Raw genomic sequence first — 15998 nt, 5'->3', positions numbered from 1 at the left:
GATTATAATGTTATAATGTTATAATGTTTATACTAGCACAAGTGTAATCCAGAAGAGAACAATATTTTTAATTCAAAATTTTTAATTCGAATATCTAACACTGGGGGACTGCTTCATGGCAAATTCGGCACTCAAGCCATCCTTGCTCAACAGATTCAGGTTCAGCTGGAATCATTTCAAATCAAGGCTTCTGCTGAAATATGCCTTTTCTTACATTCTCATATTTCTTATCCCTCTGACAGGTGTAACTATTTTTGTATATGAAAACGCTGTCAAAGGATTGCGAGTGGAGATTGAACAATCAAATGTCAATCAGCTTAACCAGGTGAAGAGCACTATAGATAACCGCATGAATGAACTTCAGGAAATAGCGGGGAGAATCGCCTATGACAAACACCTGACCCCTTATATGGTACAGCATCCTTATTATAGCTTGGAGGCGATTCAGGCGCTGGCCAATTACAAAGCTAGCAGCAGCATTGCAGAGGATCTGCTCCTCTATTTCCATAACGATTCCAACATCTATTCATACCGCGGTCTGGCTAATCTTGATGTCACCTTTGATAGTCTCTATCAGTTCGAGCATTGGAATCCGGAAGAATTGCGGCAGGACTTGAATGAAACCAGGCAGCCCCTGGTCCGTCCCGCTGAGAACGTGAAGGTTAATTCCCGAATGGAGTCGATGCTTGTCATGCTTGTGCCCGTTAAACCGAATGACCCGTTTCTATATGGGACCGTTGTTTATTTAATGAAAGAATCCAACCTTACGGGGGTCATGGATTCGATTTTGAGTGATTTCTCAGGAAGCAGTTATATTTTCAGTCCCTCCGGAGAGGTGCTGACCGCGAATAGCCATGGCATCAGCCTTCCCCAGGACGAAATTGAGCATTTAGCTACACTTGAGCCCGGTATTCATAATTTGAAGATGAATGGAGAACAATACTCCGTTGTTTCTGTTCAATCGGAAGAAAATGGCTGGACCTATGTGACCACAATGCCAAGCTTCCAATTCTTCAGCCGTGTCGCCCATGTCCAGACCCTGATCTTGATCGTCTTCTGTATTACAGTCATTACTGGCATAGCTGCTGCGCTGCTGTTAGCCAAACGGCAGTACCATCCGATCAGGGATTTGATGGACAAGATGAGAGGCAGCGGCGATGATGCTTCCAAGCTGCGCAATGAATGGGAATGGATACGACAGACGCTCCACAGTTACAGTGTAAAAATTGATTTTCAGGAGCCCTTCGTCCGTAATCAGTGCATGTTGCTGTTACTCAAGCACGGCAAGCCGGATGATCCGGAGATTGAGCAAATGATCCTGAGCGCCGGATTCCGGCATCCTCAAGGACAAGGGCTCTATTTCTCGGCTATATTGTCTTGGGATGATACGTTGTCTGACGACATGTCCTGGCAGGAAAGGCATCTGTTGCAGAATATACTCAGCAATGTGTGTCTTCCAGGTACCAATGCTCAGATTTTCGGTGTAGAATTCTCAGTCAAAGACCAGTTTGCTCTGATTATTTCACTTCCCGGTGATGCGGAGAAGCCAATTCATAACCAATTGGAACAGGTGATTGAAGCCATTCAAGCGGTAATCCGCGAGCACTCGCAGCTATCTCTGAGTATCGGTGTAGGCACGGCATACAGGGACTTGGCCCGTCTTAACCAATCCTTCATTGAAGCTGCTACAGCTCTGGAGCACCGAATCATCCAGCACAGCGGTCAGGTAACTTATTTCGAGCAGCTTGCAGAGCTGAACCCTTCTGCTTCCGAGAGCTTTTGGATTTCACGCAAATCCATGCTGAAACTGGAGCAGAGTCTAAAGCAGGGCAACGAATCAGTAACCGTGCAACTGATTACCGAAACTATTCATACGATCAAAAACGAGCCGTTACAGGTTCATCTATTGCGCTGCATCTGTTTCGATCTGCTGAACGCTTTTCTACGCACCGCCTCCGAGCTTGGTATGAACGAAGTGTTCGCCAATATGCCGGAATTGACTTCCTTTGAAACACTTGAAGAGTTGGAGAGTCGTTTGCTCTGTCTGGCCGCTGACATTTGCGCGAAGGTGGAGCTGAATACGAAGACAAGCGAGTCTACATTAATGGATGACATTCTCGCTTACGTGGATCAACAGTTTGCAGATTACACACTCAGCCTAGAGCATGTGGCACTTAAGTTTGCCATTTCAACTTCTTATTTAAGCCGGAGCTTCAAAGAGAAGACCGGCCGCAATTTCTCACAATATATCTGGCAGCGACGTGTGGATGAAGTCATGCGGCTGCTGGAGAACACTAGCGCACCGCTCAAAGAAATTATCGAACAGGTCGGTTACATGGATGCGCCAAATTTCATCCGCAAGTTCAAAAAAGAAATCGGTCTGACGCCAGGGCAGTATCGCAAAGAACATGCCTTAAGAGGAGCTACTATTAAAGGACCTGTTTAAGTTGGCGGAGCTTCCGCCCCTTCTGTACTACATTCTTATATTTGAAGATACCGCTTCATTTATGGTTTATTTAGCTACTGCCCTTCCTGAAGGATGTGCTCTACCAGCTCATCCAGCGGAACAGTTGCGAGTGCTATCGCCGTATCTGTTACCCCGTAATAAATATAGAGCAGTCCATCTTTGACCACATTTCCGGTTGGGAAGATGACATTTGGGATCTGGAACCCAAATTTCTCATAATACGTCTCTGGCTCCATAATAAAATGATGTGTCCGGGCAATGATTTTCTCAGGCTGCTCCAAATCCAGCAGCATAGCCCCCACACGGTAGACAATGTCCTCATCGACGCCATGATAGAGCACCAGCCAGCCCTTGTCCGTACGTATCGGGGGCGTAGAGCCACCAATCTTCCGCGATTCCCAGGAGAGGTTCTGGGCGGTAGCTAACAGCTTGGGTTCTTCCCAGTTCACGAGATCCTCGGAGTAGGTAATCCACATGGCCGCCTTATCCGTACCGTAGGCTTCTCCCACATATTCCTCAGGGCGGCGCAGCAGTACGAATTTACCGCCTATTTTCTCAGGGAACAGAATGTTGTCCCGGTCATTAATATCAAGAGGTGTCGTGTCCGCCACATACTCCCAATCCAGCAGATTATCTGATTTCAAAATGGAGGACCGGGTTAGCCAATGTCCCTCCTCGTCTCCCCACCCGTCCGGATATTCCGGAATAGAGCGAAGAGGGACGCCTGCCCCGGTAGGGTAATAACTCATGGCACAGGGGCGAAGGGCGTAGTTCAGGTAGAAGGTTCCGTCAATTTTGACAATCCGCGGGTCCTGCACACTACCATAAGGGAATCCCAGCATGTCTGGCGTCACAATGGGCTCATCCTTCACGTGGGTAAAGTTCACCCCGTCTTCACTCTCTAGCAGACCCAGATAATTTTTGCATGGAGTTAGGGAACCAGCAGTGCGCTCAATCATATAAAATTTACCGTTATCGATGATGACCGCAGGGTTGAAAACCGTAACCTTACGCCATTCATAGTCGCCCGGGACAACAATGGGATTATTCGGATGTCTCGTGATTTGCATGTCTATTCCTCCTGCATCTGCATGAATGTTCAGGGACGCGTTGTATCCTTATATCTCATTTTTAACAGCAACTTTCTTCGCATGGACCTGATTAGTTGGATTTCCAACGATCATAGGCAGCCTGATTGATTTCAACCATACGCTCTCCGCCCATTTTCTTGACCGTCGCCACATAATTGTCCCAACCCGTAAGCGGCTCGGCTCCAGTGATAAATTTCGCCTCCATCTGATTCACATATGTCTTCAAATCAGAATTCAGGCTGCTGATTTCGGTCTGTTCTTCCACGGTAAGGAACAGAGTGGGAAACGGAATCCGTGCGCCTTTATCGAGAAGCTTCTGCTTGGTCTCCTGCTCTACCCAGAGGTCAAAGTCTGTCTTCAGCCCCTTATTAATATCATCCATGGACAGGGTTGGAGCGGGAATGCCGTAGTTAGGTGTCAGAGTTGCCCGATAATCTTCCATTTCCTTACCATCGGGTACCGGCAAGTAACGTTTGACCCGGTTATCTTTGTCAGTGTACTCCCAGAGAGTGCCCTCTGGACCTTTATTGAAGAACATGGCACCTTCATACGAATAGAGATAATCCACCCAGCGCATAGAGGCTTCCGGCGCAGGATTACTCTGCGTGATAGCAAAGGCGCCGCTTGTAATCCCCCTATTCTTCGCAATAGCTGGAGCAGCAACTGATTCACTGTGGACAGGTGCAAACATCGGATCCGCCGTCGAAGGTTCTCCACCTTTGCTCATGTAGGCATGCCAGTCCGAAAAGAGGGCGATTTGATTGTTCTGTGCTTTGGCCTTCTTTTGCTCCGCTGTTTGTGAGAAGCTCTCATGATCCAGCAAGTCTTCAGACCACAGGCGGTTCATATAAGATAAATACTCCTTGTAACCTTCTTCAAGTGGTGTATAATGCACCTTGTCCGCATCATCCACATAAATTTCTTCTTCATAAATGCCGAAGGCACCCAGCAGCCATGTGCGGATATCGCGGAGGTTCGCAGCGGGTGTTGTCACCGAGGAAATCGGAATTTCATCGGCTATGCCATTGCCGTTGGGATCTTCCTCTTTCACACGCTTCAGATAGGTATACAGCTCCTCTGTCGTTTCAGGGAGTTTATCGATATTCAGCGCCTTTAGAAAGTCCCCGTTATACCACATCGGATTGCGGTACCAGTGCTGGCTAAGTTCTACTACTGGCAAGGAATAGATATGCCCGTCCGGTGCAGTGATCGATTTGCGGACATCTGGATTCTCCTCCAACAGCGCCTTAAAATTCGGAGCATACTCTTCAATCAGATCCTCCAGTGGAATGAGGATACCCTGCTCTCCGTAATTCATCTGCTCTGCAGTTGTCAAACCGGCAGCATAGAGGATATCCGGGTAATCCCCACTGGCGAGCACCAGATTTTTCTTCGTTTCGAAGCTATCCTTCGGTGCGTTCTTGTATTCCAGCGTAATACCGGTCTTCTCCTGCATCTGCTGAAGCACCGCCATGTTCTCCCAGTTCTGAATCCCTACATCTGGTGCCATAAGCGACAGAGTAACGGGTTCATTAACAATCGGGAAACCTTCATTGTTCACAGCGACTTTTCCGAGATTGTTGTTCGCTTCACCTTCGTTTGAACTGCTGCAGCCTGCCAGTAATGTAATAACTAAAGCCGAAGACAGCAGCAGCTTCCATGGCTTGCTTGTGGTTGGCATTTATAATTCCTCCCTTGATTTCATCACATTTTAACTGTTTAGCCTTTAACAGAACCTATCATGACCCCTTGGACAAAGTAGCGCTGTAGGAACGGATAAATTGCCACGATGGGCAGTGTGGAGACAACAATGACTCCATATTTAATCAGGGATGCCGTTTCTGCCTTATTATTCATGGCGGTCGCCACCTCGCCGTTGATGGATGAGCCCGTCGTTTCCGCTGTCATTTCCTGAAGAACAAGGATCTGACGCAGAACCATCTGCAGCGGATACTTCGCTTCATCATTTAAATAGATCAGGGACGGGAAGTAACTGTTCCAGTGGCTAACCCCATAGAACAGGGCCATAACGGCTACAATCGGTGCCGACAGCGGCAGAACAATGCGAATGAACAGCTTTAGATTCGTACAGCCGTCAATGTGCGCTGCTTCCTGAAGTTCTTTCGGAATGGTCGTCTGAAAAAAAGTGCGGGCCACGACGATATTCCAGACCGAAGCGGCCACCGGCAGAATCAATGCCCATATGCTGTTCATGAGTCCAAGGTTCTTAACCAGCAGATACGTCGGCACTATTCCGCCACTGAAGAACATCGTGAACAGAATGAGGCCCATGAACAACTGGCGCCCGACAAAATCAGATCTGCTGAGCGCATACGAGGCCGGTAGAGTGACGGCGAGATTGAGTAGAGTGCCCACAACTGTGTAAATAATGGTGTTCCAGTAACCACTCCATATCTTCGGGTTTTCAAATACAAGCTTGTAGCCGTCCAGTGTTACATTCTTCGGAAACAACCACATCGCTCCCGAATTGACATCCTGCGGCGAACTGATTGAAGCGCTGAGAATATAGATGAGCGGATAGAGAACAACCAGCAGTGAAAGACCTAAATAAATATAAGTGCTGATCAGAAAAAGCTTGTCCCCCCTGGATTCTTTCATCGCAGTAACCATAGACTTCAACTCCTTTCTACCAGAGGCTGTTCTCACTGGTGCGTTTGGCGATCTGGTTGACCGTAACAAGCAAAATAACGTTGACTACCGAGTTGAATAATCCCACAGCCGTTGAGAAGCTATACTGGGCGTTCACCAGACCGGCGCGGTATACATAGGTGGATATTACATCGGAAGCTTCCATATTGAGTGAATTCTGCAGCAGCAGAATCTTCTCGAAGCCAAGGCCCAGTATATTACCCATATTTAAAATCAGCATGATCGTAATCGTGGGTAATATCGTCGGCAGATTGATATGAAGCACCCGTTTAATTCGGCTTGCTCCATCCATAATGGCTGCTTCATGGAGCTGGGGATCTACGCCAGACAGGGCTGCGAGATAAATAATGGTTCCCCACCCGGTGCTCTGCCAGACGCCGGAGAATACATACACCGTCTTGAACCATGCAGGATCAGTCAGAAACTGTGCTGGTTCAAGACCAATGAATTCGATGAACCTGACAATCATTCCGCTTGAGGGTGATAAAAAGGTAATGATCATACCTGCCATGACAACTACAGAAATGAAATGGGGTGCATAGGTGACCGTCTGGACCGATTTCTTGAACGGGCCGTTGCGGACTTCATTGAAGGCCAGCGCCAATATGATAGGCAGCGGAAATCCGATGGCAAGTTCATAGAAGCTGATACTGAATGTGTTCCAGAGCAGATCCCAGAAAAAATAAGAATTGAAGAACCGTTCAAAATGGTCAAAACCAACCCATTCGCTGCCTGTAATTCCTTTTGAAGGTACGAAATTCTTAAAAGCAATCTGAATGCCGTACATCGGACCATAATGAAAAATAAGGAAATACAACAACGCGGGAAGCATGAACAGATAAAGCTCCCAGTTTTTCCAAATTCTCTTGCCAAGGGAGTTCTTCTTCAATGAAGGATTTACGGATACTACTGTGTGACTCTCCTTCACTCTCTCACTCCTTTCTATGTCTTTCATTAGCTACGGTTATGTTGCTGCTTTGCATTCTTGCTGACTCCCTTTTTGGTAACGCTTACAATTCGAAGTATAGTGAAACGACGATGACACGGTAAATATGTAGGTTCTGCATTGTCACGAATAGGGTGGGTAAAACCGCGCTACTGCGGTACTTTTCGTCCAACCCTGATGTGGATGGTTGCAGATGGAGCAAGGCTGTACATATGTGAATTACGAACCTCCTCCACGTTGCAAAAGAAACATATTGTGATCACCGAGCAAGAATTCAACGTTTGTTATGAGTAACTGATCAATACTTTGATAAAAAAAAGCTGTTGCGGAGGACGCTACGTCACAATCTACAATGAAAAAAATGTGATAAAGGAGTTTTCATTATGTCTGAGACCCATGCAAAGGAACATTACAAAATACTGTTGATCGCATTACTAACGCAATCAGCTTTTCTATTTATTGGATTTATTTTTATTGGTTTATTTAAGTGGGGAGAAATGTTGCCATTTCTAATTACATTTATCAGAACAAGAACAGAACTCCCTAAAACCGAGGGGTCAGATATGATTAAAAAAATAATGATCCAACCAAGTGGTATAGCTTTAACGGCGATAGGTGGTATATTTGAAGAATTCTTTTTTAGAGGTGTCCTGATCGGATTATTTATTGGATATTCTTTGTTCGTGGATTGGCTCGTCATTCTAATAAACACTTTTCTATTCTGGATAATACATGTTCCTCAATATAAAGGAGCTACAGGTGTCCTTATAGTTGTGTTTGTAAATGGTTTGATTTTTGCTCTACTCTTTTATTTTACGGGGTCGTTAATTCCCCCAATCCTTGCCCATGTCACTTATAATATTTCTGTTGGAATTATTCTGGCACGAAAATACAAGAACTGATTATTTGAATTGAAAAGAGGGAAGTTAGATGCGATTAACAGTGAGTAAATTTGCAAAGCTGGCGGACACAACAGTTCGTACGTTAAGACATTATCGACAACTTGGCATATTGGTTCCCTCATAAAAGAACGAAAATGATCATTATGTATATATAAATGAAGATTTTAAAAGGCTGCATGAAATTCAATTATTTCAAAGTCTAGGACTTTCATTAAACGAGATTAAAGCCGGTTTTGAAGATCCACAATATTATTTTGATGAAATAATTAGAGTTCAAGAACAATCCCTTAAACATAGGAGAAAAGCTATTGATTGTTCTTTAGCATTAATTAAACGAATAAAACTGTTAAAGGAAAAAGATCAATTCAATGAATTAAATTCAGAATTGCTCATGCTACTTATGAACTCGATGCATGTTGAGGAGGACCAAAAAAAGCTGTTTCAAAAGTATGTTTCTACGGATATTATTGAAAAGGTGTTCCCAGAGGATATCTCTAAGCAAACTGCTTGGATGAACAATTATACAATTTGGTATTGCTTGTCCATCGAGCTACCATACACGATCTTAAACCAGATCATCCTTCCATACAGCAACAGTTGAAAGACATTATTGCAAATACCCAATTAAATCATCTGATTCTCAATAACGAAGAAAAGAACGAAGAACTTTATAGAAACGTAAAACCCTATGAGTCGTTGATACCTAAACATACCATGGATTTTTTGACAGAAGCATTTGAGGTATTAAATACGAAGAAGAAATCTTCTAAAGGATCTCGATAACTACCAATAAAAATCTAGAGGTTACGGGTACCCTTTATTGTGAATGATGTATCCAAATTCCTGGCAAGTGAATAGGGATAAAATAAAAAAAAGCCGCTATCTAAGCGACTTTCAATGGAAAAATATTATTGTATCCTGCCAGTATGTTTGTGTTGTTTCATCAACTTCATTATATCCAAATATCATTGACTGCTGTTAATTCCGACTCGGTTTCCCCAGTATTTACTACTCCCCTGGGCTCTACCATCATGATATGACATTCCTGGTGTGCAAACGTTTTGTGTTCGACTCCTCTCGGTACAATGAACATCTCACCTTCGGAAATCTTTACTTGGCCATCGCGGAAATAGACAAACATCTCCCCTTTGATCACGATAAACACCTCATCGGTATCTTGATGATCGTGCCATACAAAATCCCCTTCGATTTTAACCAATTTAAACTGGTAGTCATTCATTTCACCAATAACTTTCGGAGACCAATGTTCATTGAACTTAGATAATTTCTCATTAAAATTAATAGGCTGGTATCTCATATTAAACACTCCTTTTTATTGAGGCTTTAAGGCTAGACTATTGATTCAAAATAACCATAAATAATTCATGTATAAGCGGCGGTTCATCAAATCCGTTGAGGGATTGAAACGGTTCGTTCATTCACTATATTTCCTGTATTTAGTGTAGTTTTTGGTTCGATTAATAATAAATGGACCTCATCTTCAGCAATTGGCTGATGTTCAATACCTTTAGGTATAATCACAAACTCTCCTTCGTTAACAGCTATTTCACCGTCTCTCAATCGGATGAGTAGTCTCCCTTTCCATACAAAGAACATTTCGTCCTCGTGATCATGGTGATGCCAAATGAATTCTCCCTTTATCTTCACCATTTTTACGTAAGAGTCATTCAGCTCTCCACTTATTCTGGGATTAAAATAATCATGGATTCGCATAAATTTATCTTGTATATTGATCTTTGAAATCATCATGAGATTCCCTCCTCATTATCCGATAACGAGATAATCAACCCATTCGCAATGGTGTTAATCCCTCTGATTCATTAAGTTTACATCCTATGATGCATCACGTAAAATCAAATAAAAGTATATAGATCATCATAATATGTGATGCAAAAGGAGAGGGCTGTTTTGGATATTAGGTCTTTGGAAGTGTTTAAGGCAGTAGCCATTGAACAAAGCATCACCAAGGCTGCTGAGAAATTGAATTATGTACAGTCCAACGTTACTGCACGAATACAACGTCTTGAGCAAGAATTGGGCGTTCCTCTGTTATATCGATATCATAAGAAGGTATCCTTAACGCCTGCAGGACGTGAGCTGTTGCCGCATGTAAACAAGTTGCTTTATGATTTCGAGGAAGCGATTGAGGCAGTTAAGCTTTCATCTGCCCCGCGGGGAACCTTGCGCATTGGAGCTATGGAGTCAACTGCTTCTACACGATTGCCATTGATCTTCACACAATATCACAAGAAATTTCCACAAGTAGAATTAAGCTTATATATGGCACCTACCGTAGATCAAGTAAGTACCATTCTCGAATATAAGGTAGACGGTGCATTTGTGGATGGACCAATTCTTCATCCGGAGATTGTTGAATACCCTGTCTTTGAAGAATCTCTAGTTTTGATTACGAGTTTCTCTCCCGAGGCCTTTCAATTAGAATCGATTTTACATGAACCACTGCTTTCGTCTTTCGCCCATTGCATCTATTTGGGACGTTGGCAGCGGTGGCTAGAGGACAATGGTTATGCTTCTATGAAGGTCATGGAATATGGCACACTAGAGGGTGTCCTTAAATGTGTCGAGAACGGGCTAGGAGTCACTGTTTTACCCGTGTCTATGGTTGAATCACGCATAGCGCAGGGGAAAATTAGCTGTCATCCATTACCAGAATCGTATGGAAAAGTGCCCACGATGTTTATAAGACGACGTGACTCGTACATGACAAGTGCTCTCTCACAATTTATGGAGCTAGTGGGCATCACTGATTGAGCCACTGCACGGCGCTCCTCATTGTACGTTTCGAGTAAGGCGGCGTCCGCTCCGTGTAGGATGGCCGCCAGCTTCCAGCCGAGGTTGTACAATACCTTTTCTTTTTCCGGATACACCGTCGGTGATCGGGGGATCACCCTGTCTTCACCACTACCTGTAACGTAAATTCCATAATCTAAACGATACGACTTCATTATTAATGGTAAACGCAAAAACGGAACGAAGCATGCTGATACCCTGCTTCGTTCCGCCCATCTTTTTATCTTCATCCCATTTCGTTAGTGAACTTGCTCTAATCTAAAGCAACCCTTTATTGAATGGAAAAAACTTCTTTTTTCAATAATTCTTCTGGCGTCTGCCCTATCACATCACTGTGAAAATAATCGCGTATAACGCCATCTTGAAGATAGTTGGCGATCGACACCATAATCATCCCTTGATCCAGTGCCAGATAAGCTTTTGCAAGTTCTCCCGTTTCAACATTGACTGAGTCATAGAACCCATACTTGCCAAACATTTTGAAGTTTTTTAAAGCTTTAATGTTCTTTCGAACAGCTTCAGGGGCATAATCCAGGGCAAGGCAATGTTGCGTGTGCTGTTACCGTTGCTCCATCTTTGTAACCTGAGGTACCTAACGGCGTTGCTGCAAACTCACTGTAACCTGCCGGAGTTGCAGAAGGTGAAAAGCCCCATGCGGCATAGCCTTTTTCTTTGGCGTATTCGATCTGCAATTCGACATGACGCTGGTTGTTCAATCCCAAAGCTTGAGTACCCAACTCTTTTTCCTTTATGACCATACCGGGCATAAGAGCTTCAAACATGCTACCTCCCCAGCTTGGTACGAACTTTTTATCCTTGTATACATAACTTCCTTCAAACACATCCACTCCATCGTACTTAACGGATTTCCCTTGAGGAATCTGAGCTTGCCAATCCCATTCTTGAGGTAATGTGCGATACATCTTCCACCAATGATCTTGGGGAACGTCACCTTTCCCAATAGCAATATAACTTCCTACACGGGGTTCTGTATAAAACATCCCATAATGGTGATCCGTCAACGCGCTTTTAGCCACATCGTAACCTCCGCGGAATTGGCCGACTTCAGGATCATATAACGGAGTATAATTCATATTTTTAACCAACTTGCTTGTTTCCCCATGAAGTTCTTCATAGGCTTGCCCAACAACAATTAAACCAGCGGATAACCAGCCATTATCGACTTGAGAAATAAATTGTCCCCAATCTTTCTTAACTGAACCGTCATCTGTGTTATACCAGTTATAGAAAAGGCCGTTCCACTTTTCTAACTTTTCGAGGGAATTGATAGTCGTTTGCAGGCGATGTACAGCTTCTTTCTTTGAAATAATGCCTAACTGTTGCGCTGAAACGGTGCTCATCATATACATGGCGATGTTTGTGGGCGAGGTACTTTTAGCTTCTTCTGTCCCGTTTTCAGTGAGCCGAACTTCATCGTAAGTCAAGCCAGTGTTCTGATCCGTATAGTCCTCAAAATACAAATAGGTCTTATATGCAATCGCTTTCAATTCTGCTCGAAATCCAATTAAATTGCTTGAGTTAGCCGCTGAGGCCATCGGAGTTAAAGCTAGATTAGCGAACAGACAAAAAGTTAAAATGAAGCTGAATATTTTTGCTTTTTTCATGATGTTCTCCCTTCAAATGGATTCGAAACGTTTCGTGTATATGTTATCATAAATTTCCCATTTCCGTAAACAAGAAAATAAAACGCTTACAATTACTGATTATCATAAACATAATATTTAAATATAAATTCGAAACGTTTCATTATCGAGACCACATTAAGACAGAGTTCTAGATTCTAAATTGAGGAGATAAAAGCCTGACTCTATATGAATCAGGCTTAATCCTTTTCTCGTATCCATTCTGGACCGTTCTAAGTTGCTACAACTGTTGTTCCACAATACTCGCAGTCCGTTGATTGCTTGGGAAGCACTTTTGCCTTCGCCCCACACCCCGGGCAACTTACTGAAACTGGCCTTTGTGGCTCTTCTACTTTTTCTTCGACCTTTTCTTCAGCGTTTTCCTTGTCTGATAAATTGATCTCTGTATAGTTTATTGTATTATGACTGCTGTAACTCACGGTGCTGCTATTGGAACTTGAATAAGTATGCGAATTCGCATTCTCACGATCAAGATGACCTCCATAATCTCCCCCATAAAACTTTCGTTCCGGGCCACGCTTTTTCTTAACACGTTTTTTCCTAAGCAATTTAATGCCAAAAAACAAAAATAAAAATTCAATGATAATAACTCCAATTATGCCAAATAGATCTCCACTTTTGTGATTGTCTGCATTGAAAAAAGCAATGGGTATGCCAATTGCATACACCATAAAAATGAGCCCGAAAAACTTCCTCAATCTGATTCCTCCCCAAAAACCAACACCCTATACCTGGCGGTATACACTACAGGTATCTGTAAAAGCTATTAAAGTGTATTTATGTTAGCTACAACTACGAAATTCTCATTGTCGTTCCACAATACTCACAATCCGCAGACAAAGTAGGATATACCTTTACCTTGGCTCCACACCCTGAACAATTCACGGCTACAGATTCTTGAGGTGCCTCGTCATATTTCTCATTATGCTGATCTTCGTAATATTGATTATCATTAGAATCGTAATGATGGTATTGATCAGTGTTAGAACGAGATTTAGGTCGACCACACATTTTAATTCCCGTAACAAATACGATAACCCCAGGGATAAAAAGAATTATCGTACTGATAATGGCCGTTTCTGTTCCCTCGGATATTAATATTAAAGATAACAAGATCGTCAGAGACGAAAGGATAATGAATATAATTCCAAAAAATCTTTTCACCGCGTTTCCTCCTGCAATTTATGATTTGCTTGTCATGATCTGTTGATTGCGCTCTTTCAAACGGAACTTTAACTGGGATAGTTGCGAAGCAAAACGTTCACTATTTACCAATTCCCCTGCTTCGTACTGATTTGCAAGTTCACTGTTCATCAATTCAATGTCCAGCAGGATCTGGCGGTCATTTTTCTCAAGTGAATCCGGAGTGATTGGGTCACTATACTTTACAAGTTCAATTAATGATTGAACGGTTTTGCGCTCCTCTTCCACAGTTAGGACAGGTTGTTGCACCATGGTATGAAGCAATTGCTGTAAAGCTTTTTCGATTAATTGTAAGTTTGCGATTTTTGTATGTTCATCTGTTTCATGACGGCGCACACTCTGAATATAGATCATAATGATTCCGCACAAAATAATTGCGATCGCAATCGTTACCGTGTGTAACAATACGAACCAACGAAGCGCATGATCTGCTGAACCTGTTAACAACGTGTAGATCATCACACAAATTAGATAAATAACCAATACTACACCTAACGCTGTGTAACCTGGAACAAATCGTTTAAACCGATCCATATTTTGCATGATGAACCGTGCGTAGATCCAAATAGCCGTAATCGCTACATAAGAAGCAACGAGATTCATCCAAAAAGAAAACGATAGAAGCGCATGATTAAACAGCGTAAAAGAAACGATTGACGATACTATCATGCATATTAAATAAACGACATCCAAAATCAGGAGATTGCTCCGTTTTACCATCACTATGCCTGTCCTCCTTCTTGCAGATTGTTTCCGCAATCGAGACAGAACTTCTGTCCGGGTTTTACTTCATGTTGGCACCGACTACATTTCAAGCTTAAGCTTGTGCCACAGTTGCCACAGAATTTTGTATGACCGGAATTCATATGGTTACAATTTGGGCATGGGTTAGGCATCGGTTGATGACATTGAATACATTCCAATGCGTTCTCCGCATTATCCGCCCCACATGAAGGACATGCATGGTATTTGTCACCACAGTTAGGACAGAATTTGGTTCCCTTTGGCAAGGCATGTCCACAATTGTTGCAATCTGTTGTTGCTACCGATTTTTCGGCTAATGAATTGCCACATTTGCTGCAAAAAGAGCTGTTCTCCTGATTCGGATGATGACACTGCTTACATATACTTACTGCAGGCGTTTCCTTAGTCGACATCACTTTAGACATCTGGGACATCTCGCTACTGAAAGAACCACCCAGACCAACCCCCATACCTATACCAAGTCCTGCGCCCATGATGTCTGACTGCATGCTTCCTTCATTTTTGGCTGCACCTTCAAGCGTATCAAACGAACGTTCTTGCTGATATGTGTACCCAATAATATCCATCTCAGCTTTGCGCGCCAACGCTTCTCTTAATCGAATGACGGAAGGATCTTCTTCGGGCAGATTGACGTTGTGAATATAGAGGTTGATCAACTCAATACCAAATTCTTCAAAAGTAGAAGCTATTGTGTCTGCGAAATGCCTTGAAATCTCAGCGATATAGGCATTGATCTCCAAAACACTAACTTTTCTATGTATTAGATAGGATGACAACGTGGAGTTAATATTCATGATAATTAGCCCGCGGAAGTAATTAATCATATTAGCTTGGTTAAACTCAGGCAGTGTGCCCACAAGCTTGACCAAAAATTTTCGTGAATCCGAAATTTTAATTCCCATTTGTCCAAATGTTCTTACGGGAACTATAATATTATACTTGGGATCCTGGATCTGAATCGGATTCGCTGTTCCCCATTTAACATCTAATGCGCTAACTTGATTGACATACCAGACTTCTGCTGCAAAAGGTGACTTTCCTCCAAACGGAAGGTTAACGAGTCGGTTCAAGATCGGGATATTCGCAGTACTCAGCGTATGCCTTCCTGGTCCAAACATATCAAGTGCTCTTCCATCCTTAAAGAGAATTGCTTGTTGAGATTGATTCACAATTAACTGGGTCCACGTTCCCAATTCAGTCTCCGGATGTTTCCAAGCAAACACATCAGGTGAGCCATCGTACTTAATTACGTCAATAATCGCCATGTTCAATTCCTCAATTCAGTATTAGATTACTATAATTTACTAAAAAGTTCTTTTGCTAAAACACTGATTCTACACTATTTCCTATATTTAATTATCTTTCCTCTACTTGTTCCATGTTTAGGCATTGATATTTTACCATTTCTAACCTTAATACGCACTAACATAGTTCATTTTTCATATGATATTTTTCCTA

At 42.9% G+C, this 15998-nt stretch carries 18 protein-coding genes; 5 read left to right on the top strand and 13 right to left on the bottom strand.

Annotation, left to right across the window (positions count from 1 at the left end; translation table 11 throughout):
• Positions 1 to 115: 115 nt before the first annotated feature.
• Positions 116 to 2446: a helix-turn-helix domain-containing protein gene (locus QF049_RS04380; RefSeq protein WP_307535105.1), complete on the top strand. Its 2331-nt coding sequence runs from the start codon at positions 116 to 118 to the stop codon at positions 2444 to 2446.
• Between the two features lie 74 nt (positions 2447 to 2520).
• On the opposite strand, the gene QF049_RS04375 is transcribed toward QF049_RS04380, so the two are convergent.
• The 4 genes from QF049_RS04375 to QF049_RS04360 all read right to left on the bottom strand — a co-directional run bounded on the left by QF049_RS04375 (position 2521) and on the right by QF049_RS04360 (position 7183).
• Entirely contained in the window at positions 2521 to 3537 is a 1017-nt protein-coding gene (locus QF049_RS04375) for a glycoside hydrolase family 130 protein (RefSeq protein ID WP_124116322.1), read from the bottom strand.
• Between the two features lie 91 nt (positions 3538 to 3628).
• Entirely contained in the window at positions 3629 to 5239 is a 1611-nt protein-coding gene (locus QF049_RS04370) for an extracellular solute-binding protein (RefSeq protein ID WP_307535101.1), read from the bottom strand.
• Positions 5240 to 5277: 38 nt separating this feature from the next.
• Entirely contained in the window at positions 5278 to 6189 is a 912-nt protein-coding gene (locus QF049_RS04365) for a carbohydrate ABC transporter permease (RefSeq protein WP_307535099.1), read from the bottom strand.
• A 16-nt stretch (positions 6190 to 6205) separates the two neighbouring features.
• On the bottom strand, positions 6206 to 7183 hold the full coding sequence (locus tag QF049_RS04360; protein WP_124116319.1) for an ABC transporter permease: 978 nt from the start codon (positions 7181 to 7183) through the stop codon (positions 6206 to 6208).
• 374 nt (positions 7184 to 7557) lie between these two features.
• Between QF049_RS04360 and QF049_RS04355 the strand changes: the two genes are divergently transcribed.
• The 3 genes from QF049_RS04355 (at position 7558) to QF049_RS04350 (ending at position 8859) form a co-directional block, all read left to right on the top strand.
• Positions 7558 to 8076, top strand: a complete 519-nt coding sequence (locus QF049_RS04355) for a CPBP family intramembrane glutamic endopeptidase (protein ID WP_307535095.1) — start codon at positions 7558 to 7560, stop codon at positions 8074 to 8076.
• A 28-nt stretch (positions 8077 to 8104) separates the two neighbouring features.
• Positions 8105 to 8200: a MerR family DNA-binding transcriptional regulator gene (locus tag QF049_RS31335; protein ID WP_366344209.1), complete on the top strand. Its 96-nt coding sequence runs from the start codon at positions 8105 to 8107 to the stop codon at positions 8198 to 8200.
• Between the two features lie 383 nt (positions 8201 to 8583).
• Positions 8584 to 8859 (top strand): hypothetical protein, encoded by a 276-nt coding sequence (locus tag QF049_RS04350; RefSeq protein WP_307535093.1) that lies wholly within the window; start codon positions 8584 to 8586, stop codon positions 8857 to 8859.
• 169 nt (positions 8860 to 9028) lie between these two features.
• Here the strand turns inward: QF049_RS04350 and QF049_RS04345 are convergent, their stop codons facing one another.
• Together QF049_RS04345 and QF049_RS04340 are read right to left on the bottom strand one after the other, a co-directional pair.
• Positions 9029 to 9394, bottom strand: a complete 366-nt coding sequence (locus tag QF049_RS04345; protein ID WP_307535090.1) for a cupin domain-containing protein — start codon at positions 9392 to 9394, stop codon at positions 9029 to 9031.
• Positions 9395 to 9480: 86 nt separating this feature from the next.
• Complete coding sequence (locus tag QF049_RS04340; RefSeq protein ID WP_091029110.1) at positions 9481 to 9843, bottom strand: cupin domain-containing protein; 363 nt, start codon at positions 9841 to 9843, stop codon at positions 9481 to 9483.
• A 162-nt stretch (positions 9844 to 10005) separates the two neighbouring features.
• Between QF049_RS04340 and QF049_RS04335 the strand changes: the two genes are divergently transcribed.
• The gene (locus tag QF049_RS04335; protein ID WP_307535088.1) at positions 10006 to 10869 is read left to right on the top strand and encodes a LysR family transcriptional regulator; all 864 of its coding nucleotides are present in this window, start codon (positions 10006 to 10008) and stop codon (positions 10867 to 10869) included.
• On the opposite strand, the gene QF049_RS04330 is transcribed toward QF049_RS04335, so the two are convergent.
• From QF049_RS04330 to QF049_RS04300, 7 genes are all read right to left on the bottom strand, one after another.
• A complete protein-coding gene (locus QF049_RS04330) occupies positions 10755 to 11063 on the bottom strand; it encodes an FAD-dependent monooxygenase (protein ID WP_307535087.1) in 309 nt (102 codons plus the stop codon). The two genes, QF049_RS04335 and QF049_RS04330, sit on opposite strands and share 115 nt — an antisense overlap.
• A gap of 116 nt (positions 11064 to 11179) precedes the next feature.
• On the bottom strand, positions 11180 to 11410 hold the full coding sequence (locus QF049_RS04325; RefSeq protein WP_307543094.1) for a glucoamylase family protein: 231 nt from the start codon (positions 11408 to 11410) through the stop codon (positions 11180 to 11182).
• A gap of 16 nt (positions 11411 to 11426) precedes the next feature.
• Entirely contained in the window at positions 11427 to 12533 is a 1107-nt protein-coding gene (locus tag QF049_RS04320; RefSeq protein ID WP_307535085.1) for a DUF3131 domain-containing protein, read from the bottom strand.
• Positions 12534 to 12784: 251 nt separating this feature from the next.
• Complete coding sequence (locus QF049_RS04315) at positions 12785 to 13270, bottom strand: hypothetical protein (protein ID WP_307535083.1); 486 nt, start codon at positions 13268 to 13270, stop codon at positions 12785 to 12787.
• 94 nt (positions 13271 to 13364) lie between these two features.
• Positions 13365 to 13736, bottom strand: coding sequence for a hypothetical protein (locus QF049_RS04310; protein WP_307535081.1), 372 nt, complete (start codon positions 13734 to 13736; stop codon positions 13365 to 13367).
• An 18-nt stretch (positions 13737 to 13754) separates the two neighbouring features.
• Positions 13755 to 14498, bottom strand: a complete 744-nt coding sequence (locus QF049_RS04305) for a hypothetical protein (RefSeq protein ID WP_307535078.1) — start codon at positions 14496 to 14498, stop codon at positions 13755 to 13757.
• The gene (locus QF049_RS04300) at positions 14498 to 15805 is read right to left on the bottom strand and encodes an SPFH domain-containing protein (protein WP_307535076.1); all 1308 of its coding nucleotides are present in this window, start codon (positions 15803 to 15805) and stop codon (positions 14498 to 14500) included. Before QF049_RS04300 ends, QF049_RS04305 begins: the two co-directional genes overlap by 1 nt.
• Positions 15806 to 15998: the final 193 nt, after the last annotated feature.

It is taken from the genome of Paenibacillus sp. W4I10, assembly GCF_030816325.1.
GTDB lineage: Bacteria > Bacillota > Bacilli > Paenibacillales > Paenibacillaceae > Paenibacillus > Paenibacillus amylolyticus_B.
Note: the sequence above shows the minus strand (reverse complement) of the source record. Positions and strands in the feature narration are given on the sequence as shown.

Bases quoted from the DNA above. Each gene is read 5' to 3' on its own strand.
- QF049_RS04370 (WP_307535101.1), bottom strand. From the start codon at position 5,239: ATGCCAACCACAAGCAAGCCATGGAAGCTGCTGCTGTCTTCGGCTTTA.
- QF049_RS04320 (WP_307535085.1), bottom strand. From the start codon at position 12,533: ATGAAAAAAGCAAAAATATTCAGCTTCATTTTAACTTTTTGTCTGTTC.
- QF049_RS04360 (WP_124116319.1), bottom strand. From the start codon at position 7,183: ATGAAAGACATAGAAAGGAGTGAGAGAGTGAAGGAGAGTCACACAGTA.
- QF049_RS04300 (WP_307535076.1), bottom strand. From the start codon at position 15,805: ATGGCGATTATTGACGTAATTAAGTACGATGGCTCACCTGATGTGTTT.
- QF049_RS04380 (WP_307535105.1), top strand. From the start codon at position 116: ATGGCAAATTCGGCACTCAAGCCATCCTTGCTCAACAGATTCAGGTTC.
- QF049_RS04330 (WP_307535087.1), bottom strand. From the start codon at position 11,063: ATGAAGTCGTATCGTTTAGATTATGGAATTTACGTTACAGGTAGTGGT.
- QF049_RS04340 (WP_091029110.1), bottom strand. From the start codon at position 9,843: ATGATTTCAAAGATCAATATACAAGATAAATTTATGCGAATCCATGAT.
- QF049_RS04355 (WP_307535095.1), top strand. From the start codon at position 7,558: ATGTCTGAGACCCATGCAAAGGAACATTACAAAATACTGTTGATCGCA.
- QF049_RS04345 (WP_307535090.1), bottom strand. From the start codon at position 9,394: ATGAGATACCAGCCTATTAATTTTAATGAGAAATTATCTAAGTTCAAT.
- QF049_RS04375 (WP_124116322.1), bottom strand. From the start codon at position 3,537: ATGCAAATCACGAGACATCCGAATAATCCCATTGTTGTCCCGGGCGAC.
- QF049_RS31335 (WP_366344209.1), top strand. From the start codon at position 8,105: ATGCGATTAACAGTGAGTAAATTTGCAAAGCTGGCGGACACAACAGTT.
- QF049_RS04365 (WP_307535099.1), bottom strand. From the start codon at position 6,189: ATGGTTACTGCGATGAAAGAATCCAGGGGGGACAAGCTTTTTCTGATC.